Here is a 23907-nt window from a genome sequence, read left to right as displayed (position 1 = left end):
CGGGTCCCGGTTCAATGACCGCAGCTATTCGTAGAAATACTGCTCCGGATTGGTCGGGCCCGGCGTCATGTAGAAGAAGGTGTCCGGCATCAGCTCGGGCACGTTGCGCATGTTGTTCTTCACGACGCCGTAATTGTCGGCGTCCATGTTGGTGCCAATCACGTAGAACTGCTCGCGGGTGATGGCGAGGATCTTCTTCATCACCTCGAACTGGCCGGCCGTTCCGGGAGTCTTCTGCATCTCGACATAGAGCGCCTGCTGCCGCTTGGCCGCCTCCGGCGGCTCCTCGGCATTGGGATCGTTCGGGTTCTGGAAATAGATGCCCCAGGCCGAGGCGAAGGCCGCCTGGTTCTCGTAGGGGAAGTACCATTTCGGATCGAGGACGCCGAGGAAGTCGTAGCCGCCGCCACCGATCCAGACCATGGCGTCGTGCTCATTGGCGAGCATGCGGGCGAAGGCGAAGGATTCCTCGATCGTCTTGACCTGCATCTCGATGCCGACCGCGGCCCAGTACTTCTTGATCAGCTCGAGCGCGTCGATCTGGTAGCGGCGCGAGGTCGCGGCATCGACGGCGAAGGAGATGCGCTTGCCGTCCGGGCCGAGCCGGAATTTCTGGCCGTCGCGCTTGGCAAAACCGGCCTTGTCGAGCAGCTCGTTGGCGCTCTTCGGATCAAACTTGGTGTATTGCGTCGCCATCTCGGCGTCATAGAGCGCGGTGCCCGGGCGCGGCGCCGCCTGATAGGGCTGGGACTGGCCGGCATAGATCAGCTCGTTGAGCTCGTCGCGGTTGATGGCGAGCGAGAGCGCGACGCGAAAATCACGATTGCGGAAGACCTCGCGCAGCACCGGGTTCTTGCTGGTCTGGTTGAGCGAGATGCACATCGCATTCGACCAGGCCGGCTGGGCCTTGAACAGGCGATAGCCGCTGCGCTCGCGGTTCTGCGCCAGCACGATCCGCGTCTCCAGCCCGTTGAGGCGCTGGTTCTGCATGTCGAGCTCGCCATTGATCGCTTTCAGCACGATCGCCTGCTGGTCGCCCATGATGTCGAAGGTGACACGGTCGATATAGGGGAGCTGGCGCCCCTCCGGATCGACCTTGAAATAGTAGGGGTTGCGTTCGAGCACGACCTGCGTGGTGCCGCCATAGGGCACGGTCAGCTGCCAGGGATCGAGCACCGGCCGCCCCGTCGCGCGCCAGCGGCCGGGGAAACTGATCTTGTTGAGGAAGAGGGCCGACCAGTTCGCCGCCTTGGCCTCGGCGACGAGCTTGTCGATGCCATCGGGATTGTACTTCTTGTGGAACTGCTTGAGGTAATGCGCCGGCGCTGCGGCGAGGATATCCGAGCCGAAGGTCGTCGCCATGTTCTCCAAGAGCATGCCGTTCGGGCCGGTGAAGCGGAATTTCACGGTGACGTCGTCGATCTTCTCGACGATGACCGGGTCGTTGCCGCTGCGTAGCCAGCGCGGCACGGACGGAGTCAGCTCCTTGTTCATCAGCACGTCCTGGTACCAGAACACCAGGTCGTCGGCGGTGAAGGGCGCGCCGTCCGACCAGCGCGTGCCCTTGCGCAGATGGAAGACGTATTCGGTCCCGTCAGGCTTGACGTCGACCTTCTGCGCGACGTCGGGCTCGACCGCGGTCCAGGCCCGGTTCCAGCGGACGAGGCGGGTATAACCGACCGAGCGCTCGATCAGCGAGTCGCTGCCACCCATGAGGGCCTGGCGCCAGGTGCCGCCGTACTTCCCGGCCTTCTCGACCGGGCTGAGCACCAATGGCGCCTCGGGCAGGCGCTGTGCAACCGGCGGCAGCTTGCCGCCCTTGACCAGTTCGGAGAGCCCCGGCGCTTCCTTGTACTCGGCGGCGAAAGCCGTGCCGGAGAGGGCAAGAAGCAGGGACAGTGCAGCGCCACGCAGGGCGCGCCCAGGGAAAGCTGCCATCGTTTCCTCCACTGCGCCTTCTGCTCATGGCGGGCGCTATGAAAGCTACGTTATCGTTATCTCAATCCAGGCGTCAAGCCTCGCAGGAGCTCATTCTAGAGCACTGTTCTGACGAGAATTATCCCACATTCGGCAGTTATATGCTCGAAATAAGCCTCTGGAAAACGATATCGTTATCGTGAGATAAGGCGACATGGACATGAAGCCGGCCCTGCGGTCGCCCACCATCACCGATGTCGCGCAAGCGGCCGGCGTCTCGCCGATGACGGTCTCGCGCGTGCTGAACGGCCGCGGCGGCGCCGGCGAGGAGACGCGCCGGCGGGTGCTGGAGGCGGTGCAAGCGCTGAGCTATCGCCCCAACGCCTTCGCCAAGAGCCTGAAGAACGACCGCTCCAATACGGTCGGCATCGTCGTACCGGACATCGTCAATCCGTTCTTCCCCGAGATCATCCGCGGCGCCGAGCTCGCGGCGCGGCCGGCGGGCTACACGCTGCTGTCCTGCAATGTGGTCGAGGACCCCGAGCGCGAGGAGGAGGTGCTCGGCATGCTGCTCGACAAGCGCGTCGACGGCCTGATCATCTGCAGCGCCCGCCTCGATGAAGAGCGGCTATTGCGCGCGATCGCGCCGCACCGGGCAGTGGTGCTGATCAACCGTGCCGCCGCCAAGCGCCATGCCGGCACGATCGAGGTCGATTACCGCGCCGGCGTCGAGGCCGTGGTGACGCAGTTGATCGCCCTGGGCCGCAGGCGCTTCGGCTTCGCCGCCGGGCCGGCGGCCTCGCAAGGCGGGCGCAAGCGGAGGGAAGGGATCGAGGCGGCGCTGGCGCGCCACGGCCTCTCCCTTGTCTTCGATCTGCCCTGCACGCCGGACCTCCAGGGCGGCGCCGAGATCGCCGCAAGGCTGCTGCCTGAGGTTGCTCAGGTCGATGCCATGATCTGCTACAACGACCTGATCGCCCTCGGCCTGATGAAGCCGCTCGAACAGGCCGGCATCAAGGTGCCGGAGGACATGGCCCTGGTCGGCTGTGACGATATCCCGGCCTCCGACCTGGTCTCGCCGGCGCTGACGACGCTCAGGATCGCCAAGCAGGACCTCGGCGAGATGGCGATGCGGATGCTGCTCGACCGCATCGCCGGCCGCAACGCCCAGCAAGGCATCGTCATCGAGCCGGATCCGATCTGGCGGGCGACGACGCCGGCCTTGTGACCTTCGTCCTCCAGGCAGCTCAATTCATATTGTCGCGCAGGAAGATCTCGATGCGGATGCGCTCCTGGTCGAGCAGGATCGGCTCGCCGGCGGCCTCCGCCATCAGCAGGCGCGCCGCCGAGCGCGCCTCGTGGCCAGGGTCCTGATTGATCACGGCCGCGACGGTGCCCGACAAAAGGCCGCGCCGCGTCGCCTCGGTCAGTTCATGCGCGATGAAGACGAGCGGCCGGCCGGCGGCCTCCAGCGCCGCGACGATGCCCTCATTGCCGGCGCCGATATTGTAGAGCCCGATCAGGTCGGGATGATCCGCGAGGAGCCCGGCCACCGCCGCTTCGTTGCGTTCGCTCCGGTCGCGCCCCTCCAGCACCGGCAGTAGTTTGAGCCCTGGATACTCGCCGGAGAGCACCTGCTGGAAGCCGTAGAGCCGCTCGACATGGTCGCGCAGCGACATCGAGCCGAGGATGACGCCGACCTTGCCGCTGCGGCCGCCGAGGAAGCGGCCCATCAGCGAGGCGCTGGTGCGCCCCGCCGCCGGATTGTCGATGCCGACATAATGGGCGCGGCGGGAAGTCGGGGCGTCCGAGACCAGCGTGACCACGGCAATGCCGCGCGCCACGAGGTCGTCGATGGCGGCGCGGACCTTGGGATGGTCGAGCGCCACCGTGGCGACGCCGTGAAAATGATCGGCGAGGCCGGCAAGCCCGCTCGCCAGCGCCTCGGGATCGAAGACGTCGAGTTGCAGGATGTCGACGAAGGCGTTCTGCGGCTCGAGCCAGTCGCTGATCCGGCGCACCTGCTGCATCAGCCCGGCCATGAAGGCGTTGGTGCTGGAGGGCAGGATGAAGGCGAAGCGGAAGGACTGGCCGCGCGCCAGCCGCGCCGCCGCCGGGTTGGCCCGGTAGTCGAGCTTGGCGATGGCGCGCCTGACGCTCTCGACGGTCTTGGCGCGGACACCGTCGCGCTGGTTCACGACCCGGTCGGCCGTGGCGAGCGAGACCCCGGCCTCGCGCGCTACGTCTTCCAGCGTCGCCCTCCTGACCGGGAACCGGTTCCGATCCACCGCGTCCTCCACGAACTCTCCTCGCATCTGCGCCGAAGGATCGGTCCAGCCTCACCCGCAGCGCACGCCTTGGCATTTGCGGGGGCCTCAAGTCCAGCCGTTCGGCCGGCTTGGCGCCCCAGACATCAGCGCGCCGCCCAGAGCAGGCCGCGCGTCATGATCGTGCGGATCTCCGGCACGTCGAGCTCATAGGCGCGGTGGCCGAGCGAGGAGTAGAACACCCGCCCCTTGCCATAGCGCTTGCGCCAGACCACCGGCATCACCACCCCCTCGATCCAGGGCGCGTGCTCGCCGCTGAAGGTCGTCGTCGCCAGCACCTCATTGGCCGGGTCGACATGCATGTAATACTGCTCCGAGCGGTGCTCGAAGCTGGCGATGCCCTGCATCAGTGGGTCGTCGGGGCGGGTAATGTCGACGGTGTAGTCGATGATCCCGCCGGGATGGGCGACCCACTGGCCGCCGCACATGAACTGATAGTCGACCGCGTCGCGGAAGGCGTCGCCCATGCCGCCATGATGGCCGGCGAGCCCGACGCCGCCGGCGACCGCCTCGCACAGGGCCGCCGCCTCCGGCTTCTCGATCTTCGACATGGTGTAGATCGGCACGATCAGCGAGTAGTCGCGGATCTCGGGATCGAGGAAGACCGAGGTCGCGGTCTCGACGCGGACGTCGAATCCTTCAGCCTTCAGCCAGCCCCGGATCATCGAGCTGCAGAGGTCGGGGTCATGGCCGCTCCAGCCGCCCCAGACGATCAGCGCAGTCCTTGTCATGTCGATCCCCATTCAATCCAGAGTGCCGGTGGGCAGGCCGGGCGGCAGCATCGCCGGCCGCTCGACCGTGGTTGCAAGCGTGACGCGCCGCCCCTCGTCGGAGGCGGTCTGGAAGGCTTCCATGGCTTCGAGCACGTGCAGCGCCAGCGCGCCGCTGGCCCGGTGCGGCCGGCCGGAGATCAGGCCCGCCGCCATGTCGGCGACGCCGATCGAGCGGAACTCACCCTCGCTGTTGCCATGGCTGAGGGCCTGTTCCTGCCAGTCGCCGCCGGCCTTGGCGACCAGCACCTCGCCGCCGAAGCGGTTGGGATCGGGCACGGCGAGGCTCCCTTCCGAGCCGTAGATCTCGATCGGGCTGTGGCGGTGCTTGGGAACGTCAAAGCTCATGGTGATCGAGACCACGGCACCCGAGACGAATTCGAGCACGCCGGTGACATGGGTCGCGACCTCGACGGGGATCAGCGTGCCGTTCATCGGCTGGCTGGTGACGAGGCGCTCGGCCTTCGGCCGCGTCGCGAAGCCGACGACGGAGGCGATCGGCCCGAGCAGGTTGACGAGGTCGGTGATGTAATAGGGGCCCATGTCGAGCATCGGCCCGCCGCCGCGCAGATAGTAGAAGCCGGGCGCCGGGTGCCAGCGCTCATGGCCGGGGCAGCCGAAGAAGGCGTTGCCGCCGACGGCCTTGCCGATCGCGCCGTCGTCGATCAGCTTGCGGGCGGTCTGGTGGCCGCCGCCAAGGAAGGTGTCGGGGGCCGAGCCGACGCGCAGGCCCTTCTCCTCAGCGAGATCCATCACCTTGCGGGCCTCGGCGACGTTGACGCCGAGCGGCTTCTCGGAATGGACGTGCTTGCCGGCCCGCAGCGCCGCGAGGCTGACATCGGTATGGGCCAGCGGCACCGTCAGGTTGACGACGATCTCGACATCGTCGCGCTTCAGGAGCTGGTCGACCCGCATCGCCGGCACGCCGAATTCGGCGCCGCGCGCCTCGGCCGGGGCGGTGCGCATATCGGCGACGGCGCGCAGTTCGATGGTCGAGAACTGCTGCATCGCCGTCATGTATTTCGTCGAGATATTGCCGCATCCGATGATGCCGACGCCGATCTTTCGCATGGAACGCTCCTTGATATCCCGGTGCTCAGCCCTTCACCGCGCCGGCGGTCAGGCCGGCGACGATGTGCTTCTGGGCGAAGAGGAAGAGGATGATGGTGGGCAGGATGGTGAGGGTGATGAAGGCGAGGATCAGGTGCCACTCGGTCGAGTATTCGCCCTGGTAGACCATGATGCCGAGCGGCCAGGGATAGAGGCTGTCGCTATTCAGCATGACCAGCGGGATCAGGTATGAATTCCAGCTGTGCACGAAGGTGATGGTGCCGACCGTCGCCAGGATCGGCCGTGACAGCGGCAGCGTCACGTAGCGGAAGAATTTGGGATAGGAGCAGCCGTCGACGAGGGCGGCCTCCAGCAGCTCGGTCGGCAGGTCCTTGAAGAAGCGCCGCAGCAGCAGGATGCTCATCGCCAGCGCGAAGGCGACCTGGGGCAGGACGACGCCCATATGGCTGTCGAGCAAGCCGAGATCGCGCACCTTGATGAACATCGGCAGGATCGCGGTGGCGGCCGGGAAGAGCAGGCCCATCGTCAGGTAGTTCAGCAGCATGTCGCGGCCGAAGAAGTGCAGATGGGCGAAGACGAAGGCCGCCATCGAGGCGCAGATCAGCGTCAGCACCACGGTCAGCGTGGCGATGACGAAGGAATTGCCGAGCAGCTGCCAATAGCGCCGCGAGAGCAGGATGTCGGCGTAATTGCTCCATTCCCAGACGCTCGGCAGGCCGAACGGGTTGGTGCGCAATTCGCCGAGCGACTTGAAGCCGCCGAGAACGGTAGCGACCAGCGGTGTCATCACGAACAGGACGATGGCGGCAAGATAGAGCGCCTTGCCGACGGCTGCCGGGCTGAAACCGTCATCGCTGAAGGGGGCGGAGGAGGCGGGCTCACTCATCGCGCATGATCCAGCGCTTGTAGGTGAAGGCGAACACCACGCAGATCAGGAACAGGATCACGCCGACGGCGCTGCCGAAGCCGACGCGCATGCGGGTGATCCCGAAGGTGTAGAGAAAGCTCACCATGGTGTGGGAGGAGTCCGAGGGGCCGCCGCGGGTCAGCGGCATCACCAGGTCGAAGAGCTGCAGCGAGCCGACGATGGCGAAGAAGACCGAGAGGCGGATGGTCGGCGCCAAGGCGGGTATGACGACATAGCGCAGGCTCTGCCAGCGGCTGGCGCCGTCGGTCCGCGCCGCCTCCAGCATGGAGCGGTCGATGGTCTGCAATGCTGCGATGAACAGCATCATGTGGAAGCCGAAATACTTCCACACGACCACGACGAGGATGGCGGCGAAGGCCGTCTGCGGACTGGCCAGCAGATGCGGCGCTTCTGCCCCGAAGCCCTTGTAGATCGCCGCCAGCAAGCCGTAGTCGCCGTCATAGACGAAGCTGAAGATCAGGCCGGTCGCGATCTCCGCCAGGATATAGGGCAGAAAGAACACCATTCGCAGCGCCACCGAGCCGCGGAAGCGGTCGGCGAGGATGATCGCGAGCGAGAGCGCCAGCGGCAGCTGGATCACCAGCGAGACCGCGATGATCAAGAGGTTGTTCTTGAAGGCGGTGCCGAAGGCGCGGTTGTCGAAGACGAAGCGGTAGTTGTCGAGGCCGATCCAGTTGGTAGGCTTGCCGAAGCCGTTCCAGTTGAAGCCCGAATACCAGGCGGCCTCGCCGACCGGCAGCACCACGAACAGCGTGAACAGCAGCAGCGCCGGCGGCAGGAACAGCAGGATGGTCGAGAGCTTGCCGACATCGGCGACTCTGCGTCCGGCGAGCGCTGCCATGATCACCTCGCGATGTGGGCGGGCAGGGGAGGTCGGCCGGCGGGATGGCCCGCCGCCTGGCGCTTCGATCGATGGGGGACGAGCGATGTCCCCCGACCGGCTGGTCGTCAGTTGCCCTGGCGGAAGGCGTCCTGGATCGCCTTGGCCGCCTGTTTCGGCGTCATCGTGCCGGCGGCGATCTCGGTGGTCGCGTCGTTGACGACGCGGCCGACGGAGGGGCCGAGATCCTGGTCGTAGAAGTTCTGGTGATAGGTCGAGTTGGCGATGTTCTGGGCGATATTGCGCATGAAGGCGCTCCCGAGACCGGCTTCGGCGCCCTTGTAGACCGGCACGATGAAGTTGCCGGCGGCGAGGCGCTTCTGCGGCTCGGCGCTGACGAAGTGCTTCAGGAAGGCGACCGCCTCCTTCGGCGCGCCCTTGGTGACGAGCCAGCCATTGATGCCGCCCAGCGTGTCGCTCGGCTGTCCCTTGCCGCCGGGAACGGTCGGGAAGTTGATCCAGGCGAGCTTGTCGTCGGGGACGCCGGTCTTGTCGACGGCGAAGACCTTCTGGGTGTGGTAGAAGCTGGAGATGGCGAGGAGCATCGCCGCCTTGCCATCGCCGAAATGGCCGATGGCCTGCTGGCTCTTGAAGCCGAGGAAACCGTTCTGGAAAGGCTGGAGATCGACGAGCTGCTTGAAGAGCTCGCCCGATTTCTGGAAGGTTTCGCCTTCGAAGCCGCCGTCCTGCCCCTTCAGCGCCGCCTGCATCGCCGCCTTGCCGCCGAGGCGCACGGCCAGATGCGTCCAGTAGAAGTGGACCGGCCATTTGTCGGCGCCGCCGACCGCGAGCGGCGTGACGCCGGCGGCCTTGAGCTTCCTCACCGCGTCGAGGAAATCGTCATAGCTCGCGATCTTGCCGGCATCGACGCCGGCCTTGGCCAGCAGGTCCTTGTTGGCCATGAAGCCGACCTGCGAGACGCCATAGGGCACGCCGTAGATCTTGCCGTCGATCGTGAAGGCGTCGACCGCGCTCTGAGACAGGTTGTCCTTGTAGCCCTGCATGGCCGGTGCGATGTCTTCGAGGACGCCGGCCTCGACCTGTGACTTCAGCACGCCGCCAGCCCAGCTGTAGATGATGTGCGGCCGGTCCCTGGACTGCAGCAGCGTCGGCGCCTTGGCCTTGTAGGCCTCGTTTTCGAGATATTGCATCTCGACCTTCACGCCGGGGTTCTTCGCCTCGAAATCGCGCGCCACCTCTTCCCAGAGCTTCACCACGACGGGATTGGCCTCGATGTGCAGCCATTTGACCGTGGTCTGGGCGAGGGCCGAGCCCGCGCTGAACGCGAAGGCGGCGATGCCGACGAGCAGGCCTTTGAAACGAGCCATGAGTTCCTCCCGGGGTTCGGCCGCTGGCGGGCCGTTGATGGGTGGGAACGCTAACCTCAGAATTTGAGGTGCGCAACTCAAATTCTGATGCTAATCGTGTTCGGACGCTGCGGCCCATGCGCGGCGCTGACGAGGGAGGCGGTTTTGGCGGGTGCGATTTATCCCGATCTCGCGGGCAAGGTGGTGCTGGTCACGGGCGGCGGCTCGGGCATCGGCGAGGCGATCGTGCGTGCCTTCGTCCGGCAGGGTGCGAAGGTCGGCTTCATCGATCTGAGGCAGGCCGAGTCCCTCGCGATTGCAGCGGAACTCTCAGCAGGCGGGGGAAACGTGCATTTCGAGCACGCCGATCTGACCGATATCGCCGCGCTGCGCTGGGCGATCGCCGCGATCCGCGACGCGCTCGGCCCGGTCGACATCCTCATCAACAACGCCGCCCATGACGAGCGCCATGATGCTCTCCAGGTCACCCCGGAATACTGGGACCAGCGCATGGCGGTGAACCTGAAGCACCAGTTCTTTGCGGCGCAGGCGGTGCTGCCCGACATGATCGCGCGGAAGGGTGGCGCGATCGTCAATTTCGGCTCGACCTCCTGGATGATCGGCCAGGGCGGCATGCCGGCCTATACGGCGGCGAAATCGGCCGTGCTCGGGCTGACGCGCTCGCTGGCGCGCGATTTCGGCGAGCACAATATCCGCGTCAACGCGATCGCGCCGGGCTGGATCATGACGCAGCGCCAGATCGACCTGTGGCTGACGCCGGAGAGCGAGGCCGAGCTGATGCGGCGCCAGTGCCTGAAGCGCCGGCTGGTGCCGGAGGACATTGCGCGCGCGACGCTGTTCTTCGCTTCGGAAGAAGCGGGCGCCTGCACCAACCAGCATTATGTCGTCGACGGCGGCTGGGTGTGATCGTGGTCACATCGCCGGCGACGACATGGGTGAGGGCGGAGGACGCGTGTCGCCGTGCCGGCGCTGGATTGTGCCGGCTGCATCTAGCCGTTGAGGAGGGCGGCGATCTCCGGCAAAGCTCGCAGGGCCGCCATCTCCTGCGCGGTCGGCAGCGACGACGCGGCCGACGATGTCGCCGAGGACGAAGGGGTCGATCGCCTCGGCCGGCATCTCGATGCCCTGCTCGACGGCGATCGCCCGGGCGCGCGCCTCGGCCTCGCCGGCCGCGCCCCGCAGATGATGGTGACTTCGATCCAACTCGTCGCCGATCCCACCGAGGCGGGGTTCCGCCATTCCGTTCCTGCAGCGTTATCGCGCGGGTGCACGGCGGCTGGGAGCCTGATGCGGTTGCAGGTGTCGTTCACTTTAAGGGGCAAGCCTCGCCGCTGTCCAAACGGCGCAGCGGCCGCCGTCCACAGCCCGTTCGAGGGCCGATGCCTCGCCGCTTGACGCCACAATCCCGCCATATAGGTTGACGCCCGTCGAGGTCTTCGGAGCGATCCGAAGCTAAGAGGGAATCCGGTGCGGCGTTCGCGCCCAATCCGGAGCTGCCCCCGCAACTGTAAGCGGTGAGTTTTCGACCACAACGTCACTGGCGCTGGCGCGCTGGGAAGACGGTCGGAGGCGCTGATCCGTGAGCCAGGAGACCTGCCCCGACGCGTATTGATGTCGCGCGGGCGGGGTGTCCGGCGGATCGCTGGCAGATCTGGCCGCTCCCGCCGCCACGACTGCCGCGCTCCCAAGCAGCCCTGTTCCGCACAGCGAGGGGCTGACGACGATGGCCATGCATCCAGAACAGGGCTGCCGCCGCGCAGGGCTGGCGCCGTCTATCAGCGATAGCGTGTCTTGCAATGATATAACATTTCTTTCATAGGCTCGGCATGACCGCTGCTCTTTCCTGCCCCGCCGAGCCGAATTCCAGCTCGCTCGATCCCCTCGCGCTCTATGCCAGCGCGATCGACAGTTCCGATTATGTGGCGCGCGTGGCGCCGCTCATCCGCAGCCTGAGCTCGGAGATCGGAGACCTCGTCGATATCGGGGCCGGGGGTGGCCAGCTCGGCGCAGCCCTGCTCGGCTCGGCCAGCCGCTGGACGACGATCGAGCCCTCGCCGGTGATGCAGGCGCGCCTCGCGCTCAGGCCGGAGCGACCGCTGGTCATTCCCTTGGGCTGGGATGACGAGCGCGTCGTCTGCGAGCCTGCCGACACGGTGCTGGCGGCGACCATGCCCGGCTATTTTCTTGATCCGCTCGCCTTCCTGGCGCGCTGCCGGCAATGGGCGCGGCGCCAGGTCATCTGGGCCGTGCCGGCGCAGAAGGCCCCGAAAGGGTTGATCCTCGCCGCCTGCCTGCCGCGCGAATGGCATGGCGAGGACGAGACACCCGGCATCGACCTCGTCCTGCCCAGGCTCGGGCGCGATCTGCCCGGCCGGATGGATGCGATCGACTGGACCTTCTCGCTCGTGCTGCCCGATCTGCCGGCCTTCGCCAGCTTTCAGGCCGACCGGCTCGGCTGGGCGCCGGGCGATCCGCGCCGGCGCGAATTGCTCGACCATCTCAGCAAACAGGCGGTGCCGACCGATGGCGGCCTGCGTCTCTCCTGCCATCGCCGCTCGGCCATCCTCGTCTGGACCCTGTCATGACCGCTGTCATCCGCCGTTCCCTGCTCGCAGCCACCGCCCTGGCTTCGACGCTTCTCGCCGCGCCTGCCTTCGCTCAGACCGAGATCAAGCTCGATGAGCTCGTCGTAACGGCAACCGGGCGTCCGGAGCCACGCAGCAGCATTCCGGGCACCGTCCAGGTCATCGACGCCTCGCAGATCGAGCGCACGCATGCGCAGTCGCTCACCGACCTGCTCGCCGAGAACGCTGTCGGCTTTTTTAGCCAGTGGACGCCCGGGCAGACCTCGATCAACATCCGCGGCGGCGCCACTGATGGCCAAGGCAAGGATTTCCGCAGCCAGGTGCTGGTGCTGATGAACGGCCGGCGCGCCGGCACGGCCAACCTGTCGAAGCTGTCGACGGCCGATGTCGAGCGCATCGAGATCATCCGCGGCCCGTCCTCGGTGGTCTATGGCAGCCAGAACATCGGCGGCGTCATCAACATCATCCTGAAGACCGGCCGCACCGCGCCGGGCACGATGATCGAGGGCGCCGGCGGTTCCTGGGGGCTGCTGCAGGGCAAGGCCCAGACCGGCGGGCTCTATGACAGCATCGACTACTACGCCGGCATCTCCGGCGGCACCCGCGACGACTACCATTCCGGGCGCGGCGGTACGACCATGGCCAATACCGGCTGGAAGCGCTTCGGCGCGGCCGGCGCACTCGGGCTCCAGATCAATCCCGATCATCGCGTCGAGGCCACCTTGCGGACCGACGGGATCTACGATGTCGGCTTCCGTGGCTCCGGCGCCAACACGCTCAGCCAGGAAGACCGCTACAACAACTCCTTCGACGTGACCTATCGCGGTCAGCTCCCCGGCGGCCAGTATCGCTGGATGCTGCAGGGCTATGCGGTGCAGGACGTGGATAATTTCCGCTGGGCCTCACCGGTCATCCGCGGCGGCAGCGGCCTGCCGGCACTCGGTACTGCGGCCGATTATAACCGACGTGAGCTGAACATCGTCGGCACGCGCTTTCAGCCGAGCATGACGCTCTGGGCCGGCAACGACCTGCTCGTCGGCTGGGACTGGGAGCGCAGCACGCTGCGCTCGACCCGCGACCGCATCGGCGTTCCCGGCAATCCGCTGGCGCAAGTCTCGCCGCAGGACAACAACCAGTCCGAGACGGTCAACGCGCTCTATGTCGAGGATTCCCAGAAGCTCTTCGACGATCGTCTCACACTGCGCGCCGGCGTGCGCCGCACTTTCGGCACCACCAGCTTCGAGTATACGCCGAATCTCGCCGGCCAACGCCCGCGCGAGGTCGACTATCAGGCCACGACCTACTCGACTGGCGCGACCTTCAAGGCGACCGACCGTCTGACCTTCCGCGTCGGCTATGCCACGGGTTTCCGCGCGCCCACGGCGAGCGAGCTCGCCGCGGACTTCAACACGCTTGGCGGCGGGCGCATCTTCGGCAATCCCTCGCTGAAGCCGGAAACCAGCGAGCAGGTCGAGGCCGGCGCCGCCTATGCCGGTGAGGGCTGGCGCGCGGATTTCGCGATCTTCCAGAACGTGATCTCCGACCGCATCATCACCCGCGCCCGCACAGGCGTGGCCAACACCTCCGACTACGCCAACAATTCCGCTGACATCGTCGTGCGGGGCGTCGAGCTGCAGCTCGATGGCGACATCCTGACGCTCGCCGGTTACAATGACACGCCGTGGCGCTGGTCGGTGTTCGGGAATGGCGCCTGGAACTTCGACATGGAGGACAAGGGCGTGGCGGCGACGGCCAACAGCCGCAAGCCCGAGCGCATGTATCAGTACCAGGCGGCGATCGGCACACGCTTCGGCCAGGGCGGCGTGCGCTATCCGTGGTCGGTGCAGGTCTCAGGCGTGCTCTACGGGCCGATGTGGTACAACACCGAGGAGAACCTCCTGATCCCCTTCGCGGAGCCCAATCGCGACTGGATCCACCGCAAGAACCCGTTCTGGGTCTGGAACGTGCGTGGCGAAGTCGAGATCAACAAGGGCGTGAAGTTGTTCGCGCTGGTCAACAACCTGTTCAACAAGAACGAGCACCCGATCTTCATCGGCATCGACAAGAAGCCGTACAAGCTCGACTCCCGCTTCGCCAATGGCGGCTACGGTACGTCGATGCCGGGGCTCGAGGTCCAGGCCGGCCTGCAGGCGAAGTTCTGACGGGCTGATGAAGCGTCTGCGCCTGCTCAGCCTGGCTCTGACGCTGCTGGCATCGCCCTGGCGCGTCGCCGCGGCCGAACCTGTCCGGCTGACCGACGCTGTCGGGCGGACGGTGGAGATCGCGCGGCCGCCGCAGCGCATCGTGCCGATCTTCGCCTCGAACACCGAGCTCGTCGCGGCGCTCGGGCTGTCGGAGCGGGTCGTCGGCATCGAGGCCTATACGCGCTATCCGCCGGAGGTTCTGGATCGGCCGCAGGTCGGCGGGCGACTCGGCTTCTCGGTCGACGCCATCGTCGCGCAACGGCCCGAGCTGCTGATCGTGACGCCCTCGCGCCAGGCGATGCATCTCTTGATCGAGCCGATGACCCGGCTTGGCATCCCCGTGATCGTGCTGCTCAGCCGCAGCGTCGCCGAGGTGATGGCCAATCTGCGGCTGGTCGGGCAGGCGACCGGAGAGCCCGCGCGCGGTGACGCGGTGGCGACGGCGCTCGAAGCGCGGCTCCAAGCAGTAGAGGCCGCCGCTCCAGCCAATCGCCCGCGCATGGTCATGATCACCGGCCGGCTCGGCAACGGGCTGGTGCTGGTCGCACGCGCCGACAGCTATACCGGCGACGCCATGGTCAAGGCCGGCGGGCGCCATGCGCTGGAGCGCACCATCGTCGCGCAGGTCTCGCCCGAGGCTGTGATCGCGGCCGATCCCGACATCCTGCTCTTCGCCGGCCGCAAGGACGAGCTCGCGGCGCTGATCGCCCAGCCCGGCTGGCAGTTGCTGCGCGCCGTCCGCAGCGGCAATGCCCATCTGGTCGCTCGTGCCGAGTTCCTCATCCCGGGCCCACGCACCGTCGACGGCATCGAGAAGCTCGCAGCGCTGCTGCGGCGGACGCCGCAGCCATGAAGCGCGCACTGCCCCTTCTTCTTGCCCTGTCGTCGGCGCTCGCCTTCGGTGCCATGGCGGGGCACGACTGGGCCAGCCCCGGCAGGCTTTTTTCGGCCTTATCGGGCGATACCTCGCTGCAAAGCCAGCTGTTGATGGTCTGGCGTCTGCCGCGCGTTCTGGCGGCGGCCCTCGTCGGCGCCCTGCTGGGCCTGGGCGGCGCGATCTTCCAGGGCGTGTTCCGCAATCCGCTGGCCGAACCCTATCTGCTCGGCTCGTCCGGCGGGGCGGCGATCGGGGCGACGATCGCGCTGCTGGTGCCGCTCGGACTGCCGGCGGGGCCGGCGCTCGCCGGCCTGTCCTTTCTCGGCGCCTGGAGCGCGACCTGGCTGGTGCTCGCCATCGCCGGCCTGCACGGGCGGCCCGATACCGCTGGCCTGCTGCTTGCGGGTGTTGCGATCGCCGCGATGCTGGGTGCCCTGCGCTCCTTCCTGATGTTGGCCCTCTCCGACGACACGGTGAACCTCCAGGTCGTGCTGAGCTGGACGCTGGGCGGCATCCAGACGCCGGACATGGCCGGGCTCGCGCTGCTGTCCGGCCTTGTCGTCGCGGCGCTTGCTCTGTCCCTGCGGCTGGCGCGCGGGCTCGACCTGCTCGGGCTCGGCGAGGAGCAGGCCTTCGCCTTCGGGCTCGACCCCGCCCGCTTCGTCCGGATCGCGGTGCTGGTCGGCGCCGGCATCGTCGCCGCCGCCGTCGCCTATGGCGGGCTCGTCGCCTTCGTCGGCCTGATCGCGCCGCATCTGGCGCGCTGGTGGACGGGGCCGCGCCATGCCGGGATGCTTCCCGCGAGCGCCCTGATCGGAGCCGCGATCGTCTGCGCCTGCGACGGTATCGCCCGCGCCGTCCTGCCACCCGCGGAGGTTCCGCTCGGGCTGATCACGGCGCTGTTCGGCGGGCCGTTCTTCCTGCTGCTGCTGGCGCGGAGGCTCCGGGTATGAGCGGGGTCGAATGCCGTTCGATCCGCGTCGAGGCCGGCGGCAAGCGCCTGCTCGACGATATCTCGCTCGCCTTCGCCAAGGGCACGCTGACCGGCCTCGTCGGCCCGAACGGCGCCGGCAAGTCGACGTTGCTGCGCGTGCTCGCCGGCTATCACCGTGCGGATGCCGGACACGTGCTCTGGCAGGGGCGGGATCTGGCCGATTGGTCGGCTGCAGAGCGTGGGGCGGCGGGCGGCTATCTCCCGCAACAGCTCGAACCGGCCTGGAACTATTCGATCGAGGAGGTCGTGACGCTGGGTGCGAGCCGCTCGACTGCGCCCCGGCCCACAGCCGAGCTCCTTGCCGAGCATGGCCTGAGCGACCTCGCCGCGCGCCGCTGGAACGCGCTGTCAGGCGGCGAGAGGGCGCGCACCATGCTCGCCGCCACCGTCGCTCCGCGCCCGGGCATCATCCTCGCCGACGAGCCTGGCGCCAGCCTGGACATCCGCCACAGGCTCGATCTGGCGCACCGGCTGCGTGCCTTGGCTGAAACGGCTGTCGTCGTGGTGATCATGCACGACCTCGATCTGGCGGCCCGCTTCTGTGATCGTATCGTGCTGCTCGATGCCGGGCGCGTGGTCGCCGATGCGGCCGCGGAGGCCGTGATCTCCGACCCGGAGCTCGAGCGCGTCTTCAACATCCGGCTGCAGCGGCAGGCGCTCGAGCGCGATCGCGACTGGGTGATCGGGCTGAGCGCATGACCCGGGCGGCGGCGGGGCGCCGGCACCTCGTCGCTGGCCCGCGAGACCACCCACTGCCCGACGTGCGGCGGGACCTGCCTGCACAACAGTCGCCCATTCGACAATCGCAGGTGCAAAACTCCGAGCGACGGCGATAAGCTTGCCAGCGTGATGCCGGACTCGACCACGCAAGGGATGCTGGATCTATCCAAGCGCGACCTGGACGGGCTGAGGCCGGCAGACGGCATGGGTGCCGGGGCCGCGCACGCGGCCATGTCCAAGGAATGCGCTGATCTGATGAGACAGAGCTTCAAGCAGCGGACCCCCTTCCCGTCGACCTCATGAATTGGGCCTCTTGATCCGAGGTCCTGTAGCCAGCGCAATCCCGGAGAGTTTGCCATGCTCGAGAAGAAGCAGTTCTACATCGATGGTGCCTGGGTCGCCCCATTGGCCGGCCGTGAGCTCGCGGTCATCGATCCGTCGACCGAGCAGGCCTGCGCCGTGATCTCGCTCGGCGACGATGCCGATGCCGATCGCGCCGTCGCCGCCGCCAAGCGCGCCTTCGGGAGCTGGTCGCGCACCGAGCCGGCCGAGCGGCTGCGGCTGGTGGAACGGCTGCTCGAGATCTACAAGCGCCGCGCGCCTGACATGGCCAAGGCGATCAGCCTGGAGATGGGCGCCCCGATCGACATGGCGCTGACCAATCAGGTCGGCGCCGGCGCCTATCACATCACCAACTTCATCACGGCTTTCAAGGATTTCCAGTTCCTGCGCCCGCTCGGCCCGCATGCTCCCAACGACCGGATCCAGATGGATGCGATCGGCGTGGTCGGGCTGATCACGCCCTGGAACTGGCCGATGAACCAGGTGACGCTGAAGGTCGTGCCGGCCCTGCTGGCCGGCTGCACCATGGTGCTCAAGCCGTCCGAGATCGCGCCACTCTCCTCGATGCTGTTCGCCGAATATGTCGACGAGGCAGGCTTCCCGAAGGGCGTGTTCAACCTGGTCAACGGTGACGGCGCCGGCGTCGGCACCCGCCTGTCCTCGCATCCCGACATCGAGATGATCAGCTTCACCGGCTCGACCCGCGCTGGCATCGCGATCTCGAAGGTGGCGGCCGAGAGCCTGAAACGCGTCGTGCTGGAGCTCGGCGGCAAGGGCGCCAACATCGTCTTCGCGGACGCCGATCCGGCGGCCGTGAAGCGCGGCGTGCTGCACTGCTTCAACAATACCGGGCAGAGCTGCAATGCGCCGACCCGCATGCTGGTCGAGCGCACGATCTACGATCGCGCCGTCGAAGAGGCGAAGGCGGTCGCCGAGCAGGTCGTGGTCGATACCGCGCACAAGCCCGGCAAGCATATCGGCCCGCTGGCGTCGGAAACCCAGTTCCGCAAGGTCCAGGATCTGATCCAGAAGGGCATCGACGAGGGCGCGCGACTCGTTACCGGTGGTGTCGGACGACCGAACGGACAGAACCAGGGCTATTTCGTCCGCCCGACCGTGTTCGCCGACGTGAACAACGGCATGACGATCGCGCGCGAGGAGATCTTCGGGCCCGTCCTGTCGATCATCCCCTTCGACAACGAGGAGCAGGCGATCGAGATCGCCAACGATACGCCCTACGGGCTGACCAACTATGTCCAGTCCAATGACGGCGAGAAGCGCAACCGCGTCGCCTCGCGGCTGCGCTCCGGCATGGTCGAGATGAACGGAAATCCGCGCGGTCCGGGCGCGCCCTTCGGCGGCGTCAAGGCGTCGGGCCGGGCGCGCGAGGGCGGTGTCTGGGGCATCGAGGAATTCCTCGAACCCAAGGCGATCTCCGGCTGGGGCTCGCAGGGCTGACGGCATTCCATCGGCGCGCATCCGCTCGACAGAGCGGGTGCGCAAGCCGACGATCTACATCGCCCTGGATAGACGGGCGAGGCCTCGCGCGGGCACATTTCGCCTGAGCGCTTCGCATGTGGTCCGGCCGCTTGCCTTCTATCAATTAACACGTTAAGTGTTTTGGAGAAGGCCCGCTCGGAGGCGCCCCCCGCATGCCCCATCTCATCGTCGAGTACTCGGCCAATCTCGATTCCCACGTCGATTTCCAGACGGTCGTCGAGGCACTACGAGCCGCTGCGGCGGAGACCGGCGTCTTCCCGCTCGGCGGCATCCGGGCGCGGGCGCATCGCTGCACTCATGTCGCCATGGCGGATGGCGCTCCCGAGCACGGCTTCGTCGACGTGACGCTTCGGATCGGGAAAGGGCGCGACGAGGCCGTCCGGCAGCGGGCCGGCGACTATATCTTCGCAGCCCTGTCGAAGGCGCTCGATCCTGCCTTTGCGGCGACCACGGTCGCTCTCTCGTTCCAGCTCGAGGAGCTCCAGGGGCTGAGCTGGAAACGCAACACCGTCCACGATGCGCTCGATCGCGCCTGAACAGTTCGTCCAGAACTCTGCGGTTCCCTTGAAGGATATGTGCCATGGCGACGTCATCCGCTGATCCGGCTGCCCTGTTCGACCAGCATCGGCGACGAGCGGCGACCCTGACCGCAAGACTTCAGCGCGATGGGGTCGGCCATCACATTGCCGGCCGCCGGGTCGAGTCGGCCTCGGGCGCGCGTTTCCAGACGATCTCGCCGATCGACAAGTCGGTTCTGGCGGAGGTGGCGCGCGGCGGCGCCGGCGAGATCGATCAGGCGGCCCAGGCCGCGGCCAAGGCTTTCCGGTCCTGGCGCGATCTCGAGCCCGAGAAGCGCCGTGCCGTGCTGCACAAGGTCGCCGACGCGATCGAGGCGCATCAGGACGACATCGCGGTGCTCGAATGCGTCGATGCCGGCCAGCCCTACAAGTTCATGGCCAAGGCGGCGCTGCGCGCGGCCGAGAATTTCCGCTTCTTCGCCGACAAGGCCGTAGAGGCCCGCGACGGCCTCAACCTGCCGACGAAAGACCACTGGAACGTCACGACGCGTGTTCCGATCGGGCCGGTCGGCGTGATCACGCCCTGGAACACGCCGTTCATGCTCTCGACCTGGAAGATCGCGCCGGCGCTGGCCGCGGGCTGCACCGTCGTCCACAAGCCGGCGGAATGGTCGCCGCTCACGGCCGACCTGCTGCCGCGCCTCCTCGCCGAGGCGGGCGTGCCCGAGGGCGTGCTCAACACGGTGCACGGCTTCGGCGAGGAGGCGGGCAAGGCGCTGACCGAGCATCCCGCGATCAAGGCGATCGGCTTCGTCGGCGAAAGCTCCACAGGCTCGGCGATCATGGCGCAGGGCGCGGCGACGCTGAAGCGCGTGCATTTCGAGCTCGGCGGCAAGAATCCGGTGATCGTCTTCGCCGACGCCGATCTGGAGCGGGCGCTCGATGCGGTGATCTTCATGATCTACTCGCTCAACGGCGAGCGCTGCACCTCGTCGAGCCGCCTGCTGGTGCAGGAGGACATCGCGGATGCCTTCATCGAGGCGCTCGCGGCGCGGGTGCGGCGGCTGAAGATCGGCCATCCGCTCGACCCGCGGACCGAGATCGGTCCACTGATCCATGAGCGCCACTACGCGAAGGTCTGCACCTATTTCGACATTGCGCGCGCCGAGGGCGCGGTGGTGAAGGCGGGCGGCAGGGCCCATGACGGGCCGGGCGGCGGCTTCTATGTCGAGCCGACCCTGGTGGCGGGCGCGCATCCTCGGATGCGGGTGGCGCAGGAAGAGGTCTTCGGCCCCTATCTCACGGTGATCCCGTTCGCGGACGAGGCGGCCGCCGTCGCCATCGCGAACGACATCGACTACGGCCTGACCGGCTATGTCTGGACCGGCGACATGGGCCGGGCGCTGCGCGTCGCCGATCAGCTCGACGCCGGGATGATCTGGCTGAACTCCGAGAACGTCCGCCATCTGCCGACACCGTTCGGCGGCATGAAGGCCTCCGGCATCGGGCGCGACGGCGGCGAGTATTCCTTCGATTTCTACATGGAAACCAAGAATATCTGCCTCGCCAAGGGACTTCACCAGGTGCCTCGGCTGGGCACCTGATCCGCCGAGATCAGACCATCCAAGACAAGAACGTCGCTCAAGCGACCCGTCCGCCCAAGGAGATCAGCCATGCCCGCCCCGACGCATATCTTTACGCCGCCGTTCAACATCGTGCGCTCCAGCCATGTCGTCCTCGACGTGACCGATCTTGGCCGCAGCCGCGCCTTCTACGAGGACACGATCGGCCTTCATGTCGAGGATGCCGATCGCGACGCGGTCTATTTGCGCGCCGTCGAGGAGCGGCAGCATCATTCGCTGGTGCTGCGACGGGCCGACGGACCGTCCTGCCGCCGGCTCGGCTTCCGCGTCGGCACGCAGGACGATCTCGACAAGGCGGCGCAGCATTTCCGCGAGCTGGGCCTGCCGGCAGATTTCGTCGAGCAGCCCTATCAGGGACGCACGCTGCAGGTGAGCGATCCCGAAGGCCTGCCGCTCGAATTCGTGGCCTCGATGGAGCGCCGCGAAATCCTGCTGCAGAAATACGAGCATTATCGCGGGGTCAGGCCGCAGCGCTTCGATCACGTCAACATCTTCGCGCCCGACGTCCAGGCCTCGCTCGATTTCTATGCCGGCCTCGGCTTCCGCCTGACCGAATATGCCGAGGAGGATGGCCCGAACGGCCGCATCGCCGCCGGCTGGATGCATCGCAAGGGCAATGTCCACGACATCGCCTTCACCAATGGCCGGGGGCCGCGCCTGCATCATTTCTGCTACTGGACGCCGACCGCGCTCGACATCATCCATCTCTGCGACGTGATGGCGACCACCGGCCATCTGGCGAACATGGAGCGCGGGCCTGGCCGCCACGGCATCTCCAATGCCTTCTTCCTCTATGTCCGCGATCCCGACGGCCACAGGCTGGAACTCTATACCTGCGACTACCAGACGATGGATCCGGATCATGAGCCGATCCGCTGGTCGCTGCGCGATCCGCGCCGGCAGACCTTGTGGGGCGCTCCGGCGCCGAAATCCTGGTTCGAGGAGGGCTCGCGCTTTCACGATCTGGCCGATCGCGAGGCGGCTTTCACCGCCAATGTCTTGGTCGCGAGCTGATCATGGCGAGCGTGCTACAGCGCGGCCGGCTTGCCGCGTTCGCGGTCGAGGGCAAGCGAGGGTTCGGCCTGGTGTCGGATCGAGGGATCGTCGATCTGACCGGGCGGGTGGCCGGCCTTCGCAATCTCAAGGATGCCCTCGAGCAGGGAAAACTCGCCGACCTGGTCGAGGAGGGAGCGCGACGCTCTCCCGACCACCCGTTCGAGTCCGTCACGTTCCTGCCGGTCATGGCCGAGGGCGGGAAGATCATCTGCGTCGGCGTGAACTATCCGGATCGCAACGCCGAGTACAAGGATGGCCAGGCTGCTCCGGCCTTTCCGAGCCTGTTTCCCCGCTTCGCCCAATCCTTCACCGGCCATGGCCAGCCGCTGATCCGGCCGAAGGCCTCGCAGCAGCTGGACTATGAAGGCGAGATCGCGATCGTCATCGGCAAGGCAGGGCGGCACATTGCCGAGGCGCAGGCGCTCGACCACATCGCGGCGCTGACGCTGTGCAACGAAGGCACCGTCCGCGACTGGGTGCGGCACGCCAAGTTCAACGTCACGCAAGGCAAGAACTTCGACGCGTCCGGAGCGCTCGGCCCCTGGCTGGTGCCCTACGCGGGCGAGGCGCAGATCGCCGATATCCGCCTGACCACCGCGGTCAATGGCGAATTGCGCCAGGACGACCGGACGAGCCGGATGATCTTCCCGTTCCGCTATCTGATCGCCTACATCTCGACCTTCACCACCTTGCTGCCGGGCGATGTGATCGTCACGGGAACGCCGACGGGGGCCGGCGCCCGTTTCGAGCCACCGCGCTTCCTCGTTCCGGGCGATGTCGTCGAGGTCACCGCCGAGGGGATCGGCACTCTCACCAACACGATTGCCGACGAGGCCTGAACCCATGCTCACGACAGACCAGATCCAGGCAGCCGCTACCGCGCTCGATCAGGCCGAGCGCACCCGCGTCCAGATCCGCCAGCTCTCGCAGCAGCATCCGGGCATCACCCTGGACGACGCCTACGCAATCCAGCGCAGCTGGATCACGCAGAAGCTCGCAGCTGGCCGGCGGGTCATCGGCCACAAGATCGGGCTGACCTCCAAGGCGATGCAGCTCGCCTTGAACATCGACACGCCAGATTCAGGCTATCTGCTCGATGACATGCTGTTCGGCGATGGCGGCGAGATCCCGACGGACCGCTTCATCGCAACGCGGGTCGAGATGGAGCTCGCCTTCGTGATGAAGGCACGGCTGCAGGGGCCGGACTGCACGCTCTTCGACGTGCTGAAGGCGACCGAGTATGTGGTTCCGGCGCTGGAGATCCTCGACACCCGTATCGAGCGGGTCGACCGCCAGAGCGGCGAAACCCGCAAGATCGCCGATACCATCGCCGATAACGCCGCCAATGCCGGGCTGGTCGTCGGTGGACGGCCGTTCAGGCCCGACGAGACGGATCTGCGCTGGGTTGCGGGGATCCTGACCAAGAACGCGGCGATCGAGGAAACCGGCGTGGCGGCCGGCGTGCTCAACCACCCCGGCAATGGTATCGCTTGGCTCGTGCGCAATCTTGCGCCACATGGGCTGGCGCTCGAACCGGGCCAGATCGTCCTGGCTGGTTCGTTCGTGCGCCCGGTCGAGGCGCGCAAGGGCGATACCATCCAGGCCGATTTCGGGCCGTTCGGGACCGTGGGGTGTCATTTTGGCTGAACTGCCGGACGACAGGGCCGTTGCGACCACGAAAGTGCGCCTGCGCGATTTCTCGCGCTCGCTGCCGATGTCGCTGCTGCGTACGCGCGAGGCGGTCATGCGCCATTTCCGCGCCTCGCTGCGCCATTTCGAGCTGACCGAGCAGCAATGGCGGGTGCTGCGGGCGCTGTCCTCGGTCAAGGAGACCGAGATCAACGATCTCGTGCGCTCGACCCATCTGCTGGCGCCGAGCCTGTCACGCATCCTGCGCGATCTCGATGCGCGAGGCCTGATCGTCCGGCGCGCCCAGGAGAGCGATCTGCGCCGGGCCCTGATCGCGATCTCGCCGACGGGGATCGCATTGATGGAGCAGGTCGCGCCGATGTCGGAAGCGATCTATGCCGAGATCACGCGCCGCTTCGGCGTCGAGCGGCTGGCCGCCCTGCAGGCGATGCTGGGCGAGCTCGAAGCCGAGATGAACGCCTATGCGTCCGAGAGCCTGCCGGGTGATCTCGACGAGTGAGAACTAGGGTCTAAACTCAACGGCCAGTTTGTGATTCAAGCAGGTCATGGGAGAGGTAAGTTCCATGAGCCGCTTGTTTTGGTTGAATGACGAGCAAT

Annotated in this window: 22 protein-coding genes and 1 riboswitch; of the genes, 14 read left to right on the top strand and 8 right to left on the bottom strand. The window is 67.0% G+C overall.

The annotated features are described in order from the left end of the window. Positions 1–24: 24 nt before the first annotated feature. On the bottom strand, positions 25–1938 hold the full coding sequence (locus tag BMZ69_RS23530; protein ID WP_092161414.1) for an ABC transporter substrate-binding protein: 1914 nt from the start codon (positions 1936–1938) through the stop codon (positions 25–27). Positions 1939–2131: 193 nt separating this feature from the next. Here BMZ69_RS23530 and BMZ69_RS23525 point away from each other — a divergent pair, with 193 nt between their 5' ends. Next, positions 2132–3145, top strand: a complete 1014-nt coding sequence (locus tag BMZ69_RS23525; RefSeq protein WP_280142128.1) for a LacI family DNA-binding transcriptional regulator — start codon at positions 2132–2134, stop codon at positions 3143–3145. A gap of 19 nt (positions 3146–3164) precedes the next feature. Here BMZ69_RS23525 and BMZ69_RS23520 read toward each other — a convergent pair whose 3' ends face one another. The 6 genes from BMZ69_RS23520 to BMZ69_RS23495 form a co-directional block, all read right to left on the bottom strand. Then, complete coding sequence (locus tag BMZ69_RS23520; RefSeq protein WP_244543500.1) at positions 3165–4205, bottom strand: LacI family DNA-binding transcriptional regulator; 1041 nt, start codon at positions 4203–4205, stop codon at positions 3165–3167. A gap of 125 nt (positions 4206–4330) precedes the next feature. Beyond that, positions 4331–4975 (bottom strand): ThuA domain-containing protein, encoded by a 645-nt coding sequence (locus tag BMZ69_RS23515; protein WP_092161541.1) that lies wholly within the window; start codon positions 4973–4975, stop codon positions 4331–4333. A gap of 12 nt (positions 4976–4987) precedes the next feature. Then, complete coding sequence (locus BMZ69_RS23510) at positions 4988–6085, bottom strand: Gfo/Idh/MocA family protein (RefSeq protein ID WP_092161410.1); 1098 nt, start codon at positions 6083–6085, stop codon at positions 4988–4990. A 25-nt stretch (positions 6086–6110) separates the two neighbouring features. Beyond that, positions 6111–6971 carry a carbohydrate ABC transporter permease gene (locus tag BMZ69_RS23505; RefSeq protein WP_092161408.1) on the bottom strand — a complete coding sequence of 287 codons (861 nt, stop codon included), beginning with the start codon at positions 6969–6971 and terminating at the stop codon, positions 6111–6113. Next, positions 6964–7854 carry a carbohydrate ABC transporter permease gene (locus BMZ69_RS23500; protein WP_092161407.1) on the bottom strand — a complete coding sequence of 297 codons (891 nt, stop codon included), beginning with the start codon at positions 7852–7854 and terminating at the stop codon, positions 6964–6966. The genes BMZ69_RS23505 and BMZ69_RS23500 overlap by 8 nt, the downstream gene beginning before the upstream one ends. A 107-nt stretch (positions 7855–7961) precedes the next feature. Further along, positions 7962–9221 carry an ABC transporter substrate-binding protein gene (locus tag BMZ69_RS23495; RefSeq protein ID WP_092161406.1) on the bottom strand — a complete coding sequence of 420 codons (1260 nt, stop codon included), beginning with the start codon at positions 9219–9221 and terminating at the stop codon, positions 7962–7964. A gap of 144 nt (positions 9222–9365) precedes the next feature. On the opposite strand from BMZ69_RS23495, the gene BMZ69_RS23490 reads away from it, so the two are divergent. Beyond that, positions 9366–10127 (top strand): SDR family NAD(P)-dependent oxidoreductase, encoded by a 762-nt coding sequence (locus tag BMZ69_RS23490; protein WP_244543499.1) that lies wholly within the window; start codon positions 9366–9368, stop codon positions 10125–10127. 6 nt (positions 10128–10133) lie between these two features. Here the strand turns inward: BMZ69_RS23490 and BMZ69_RS23485 are convergent, their stop codons facing one another. Then, positions 10134–10460 (bottom strand): hypothetical protein, encoded by a 327-nt coding sequence (locus BMZ69_RS23485; RefSeq protein WP_092161404.1) that lies wholly within the window; start codon positions 10458–10460, stop codon positions 10134–10136. Positions 10461–10634: 174 nt separating this feature from the next. Beyond that, positions 10635–10837: riboswitch (cobalamin riboswitch) on the top strand. A gap of 210 nt (positions 10838–11047) precedes the next feature. On the opposite strand from BMZ69_RS23485, the gene BMZ69_RS23480 reads away from it, so the two are divergent. The 12 genes from BMZ69_RS23480 to hpaR all read left to right on the top strand — a co-directional run bounded on the left by BMZ69_RS23480 (position 11048) and on the right by hpaR (position 23809). Continuing rightward, positions 11048–11806, top strand: a complete 759-nt coding sequence (locus BMZ69_RS23480) for a hypothetical protein (RefSeq protein ID WP_092161403.1) — start codon at positions 11048–11050, stop codon at positions 11804–11806. Then, positions 11803–13968 carry a TonB-dependent receptor gene (locus BMZ69_RS23475; RefSeq protein WP_092161402.1) on the top strand — a complete coding sequence of 722 codons (2166 nt, stop codon included), beginning with the start codon at positions 11803–11805 and terminating at the stop codon, positions 13966–13968. The genes BMZ69_RS23480 and BMZ69_RS23475 overlap by 4 nt, the downstream gene beginning before the upstream one ends. 7 nt (positions 13969–13975) lie before the next feature. Continuing rightward, on the top strand, positions 13976–14863 hold the full coding sequence (locus tag BMZ69_RS23470) for an ABC transporter substrate-binding protein (RefSeq protein WP_092161401.1): 888 nt from the start codon (positions 13976–13978) through the stop codon (positions 14861–14863). Next, on the top strand, positions 14860–15840 hold the full coding sequence (locus BMZ69_RS23465; protein WP_092161400.1) for a FecCD family ABC transporter permease: 981 nt from the start codon (positions 14860–14862) through the stop codon (positions 15838–15840). The genes BMZ69_RS23470 and BMZ69_RS23465 overlap by 4 nt, the downstream gene beginning before the upstream one ends. Next, the gene (locus BMZ69_RS23460) at positions 15837–16580 is read left to right on the top strand and encodes an ABC transporter ATP-binding protein (RefSeq protein ID WP_092161385.1); all 744 of its coding nucleotides are present in this window, start codon (positions 15837–15839) and stop codon (positions 16578–16580) included. The genes BMZ69_RS23465 and BMZ69_RS23460 overlap by 4 nt, the downstream gene beginning before the upstream one ends. Positions 16581–16958: 378 nt before the next feature. Next, a complete protein-coding gene (locus BMZ69_RS23455) occupies positions 16959–18401 on the top strand; it encodes an aldehyde dehydrogenase family protein (RefSeq protein WP_092161383.1) in 1443 nt (480 codons plus the stop codon). Between the two features lie 194 nt (positions 18402–18595). Further along, entirely contained in the window at positions 18596–18979 is a 384-nt protein-coding gene (locus BMZ69_RS23450; RefSeq protein WP_092161381.1) for a 5-carboxymethyl-2-hydroxymuconate Delta-isomerase, read from the top strand. 44 nt (positions 18980–19023) lie between these two features. Continuing rightward, on the top strand, positions 19024–20565 hold the full coding sequence (hpaE, locus tag BMZ69_RS23445) for a 5-carboxymethyl-2-hydroxymuconate semialdehyde dehydrogenase (RefSeq protein WP_092161372.1): 1542 nt from the start codon (positions 19024–19026) through the stop codon (positions 20563–20565). Between the two features lie 69 nt (positions 20566–20634). Next, positions 20635–21618 carry a 3,4-dihydroxyphenylacetate 2,3-dioxygenase gene (hpaD, locus tag BMZ69_RS23440; RefSeq protein ID WP_092161370.1) on the top strand — a complete coding sequence of 328 codons (984 nt, stop codon included), beginning with the start codon at positions 20635–20637 and terminating at the stop codon, positions 21616–21618. Positions 21619–21620: 2 nt separating this feature from the next. Beyond that, entirely contained in the window at positions 21621–22499 is an 879-nt protein-coding gene (locus tag BMZ69_RS23435) for a fumarylacetoacetate hydrolase family protein (protein ID WP_092161368.1), read from the top strand. Between the two features lie 4 nt (positions 22500–22503). Beyond that, positions 22504–23307 carry a 2-oxo-hept-4-ene-1,7-dioate hydratase gene (hpaH, locus tag BMZ69_RS23430; protein WP_092161366.1) on the top strand — a complete coding sequence of 268 codons (804 nt, stop codon included), beginning with the start codon at positions 22504–22506 and terminating at the stop codon, positions 23305–23307. A 67-nt stretch (positions 23308–23374) separates the two neighbouring features. Beyond that, positions 23375–23809 carry a homoprotocatechuate degradation operon regulator HpaR gene (gene hpaR / locus BMZ69_RS23425; RefSeq protein ID WP_092161540.1) on the top strand — a complete coding sequence of 145 codons (435 nt, stop codon included), beginning with the start codon at positions 23375–23377 and terminating at the stop codon, positions 23807–23809. Positions 23810–23907 lie beyond the last annotated feature (98 nt).

The organism is Allobosea sp. CRIB-10 (genome assembly GCF_900112185.1).
Taxonomy (GTDB): Bacteria; Pseudomonadota; Alphaproteobacteria; order Rhizobiales; family Beijerinckiaceae; genus Allobosea.
The sequence above is the reverse complement of the archived record's forward strand: the minus strand, read 5'-3'. Positions and strand labels throughout refer to the sequence as shown.

Excerpts from the sequence above, each read along its gene's own strand:
- hpaE (WP_092161372.1), top strand. The coding sequence starts at position 19,024 with ATGGCGACGTCATCCGCTGATCCGGCTGCCCTGTTCGACCAGCATCGG.
- BMZ69_RS23495 (WP_092161406.1), bottom strand. The coding sequence starts at position 9,221 with ATGGCTCGTTTCAAAGGCCTGCTCGTCGGCATCGCCGCCTTCGCGTTC.
- BMZ69_RS23465 (WP_092161400.1), top strand. The coding sequence starts at position 14,860 with ATGAAGCGCGCACTGCCCCTTCTTCTTGCCCTGTCGTCGGCGCTCGCC.
- hpaD (WP_092161370.1), top strand. The coding sequence starts at position 20,635 with ATGCCCGCCCCGACGCATATCTTTACGCCGCCGTTCAACATCGTGCGC.
- BMZ69_RS23525 (WP_280142128.1), top strand. The coding sequence starts at position 2,132 with ATGGACATGAAGCCGGCCCTGCGGTCGCCCACCATCACCGATGTCGCG.
- BMZ69_RS23455 (WP_092161383.1), top strand. The coding sequence starts at position 16,959 with ATGCTCGAGAAGAAGCAGTTCTACATCGATGGTGCCTGGGTCGCCCCA.
- BMZ69_RS23500 (WP_092161407.1), bottom strand. The coding sequence starts at position 7,854 with ATGGCAGCGCTCGCCGGACGCAGAGTCGCCGATGTCGGCAAGCTCTCG.
- BMZ69_RS23485 (WP_092161404.1), bottom strand. The coding sequence starts at position 10,460 with ATGGCGGAACCCCGCCTCGGTGGGATCGGCGACGAGTTGGATCGAAGT.
- BMZ69_RS23475 (WP_092161402.1), top strand. The coding sequence starts at position 11,803 with ATGACCGCTGTCATCCGCCGTTCCCTGCTCGCAGCCACCGCCCTGGCT.
- BMZ69_RS23515 (WP_092161541.1), bottom strand. The coding sequence starts at position 4,975 with ATGACAAGGACTGCGCTGATCGTCTGGGGCGGCTGGAGCGGCCATGAC.
- BMZ69_RS23505 (WP_092161408.1), bottom strand. The coding sequence starts at position 6,971 with ATGAGTGAGCCCGCCTCCTCCGCCCCCTTCAGCGATGACGGTTTCAGC.
- BMZ69_RS23460 (WP_092161385.1), top strand. The coding sequence starts at position 15,837 with ATGAGCGGGGTCGAATGCCGTTCGATCCGCGTCGAGGCCGGCGGCAAG.
- BMZ69_RS23470 (WP_092161401.1), top strand. The coding sequence starts at position 13,976 with ATGAAGCGTCTGCGCCTGCTCAGCCTGGCTCTGACGCTGCTGGCATCG.
- hpaR (WP_092161540.1), top strand. The coding sequence starts at position 23,375 with ATGTCGCTGCTGCGTACGCGCGAGGCGGTCATGCGCCATTTCCGCGCC.
- BMZ69_RS23510 (WP_092161410.1), bottom strand. The coding sequence starts at position 6,085 with ATGCGAAAGATCGGCGTCGGCATCATCGGATGCGGCAATATCTCGACG.
- BMZ69_RS23530 (WP_092161414.1), bottom strand. The coding sequence starts at position 1,938 with ATGGCAGCTTTCCCTGGGCGCGCCCTGCGTGGCGCTGCACTGTCCCTG.
- BMZ69_RS23435 (WP_092161368.1), top strand. The coding sequence starts at position 21,621 with ATGGCGAGCGTGCTACAGCGCGGCCGGCTTGCCGCGTTCGCGGTCGAG.
- BMZ69_RS23450 (WP_092161381.1), top strand. The coding sequence starts at position 18,596 with ATGCCCCATCTCATCGTCGAGTACTCGGCCAATCTCGATTCCCACGTC.
- BMZ69_RS23480 (WP_092161403.1), top strand. The coding sequence starts at position 11,048 with ATGACCGCTGCTCTTTCCTGCCCCGCCGAGCCGAATTCCAGCTCGCTC.
- hpaH (WP_092161366.1), top strand. The coding sequence starts at position 22,504 with ATGCTCACGACAGACCAGATCCAGGCAGCCGCTACCGCGCTCGATCAG.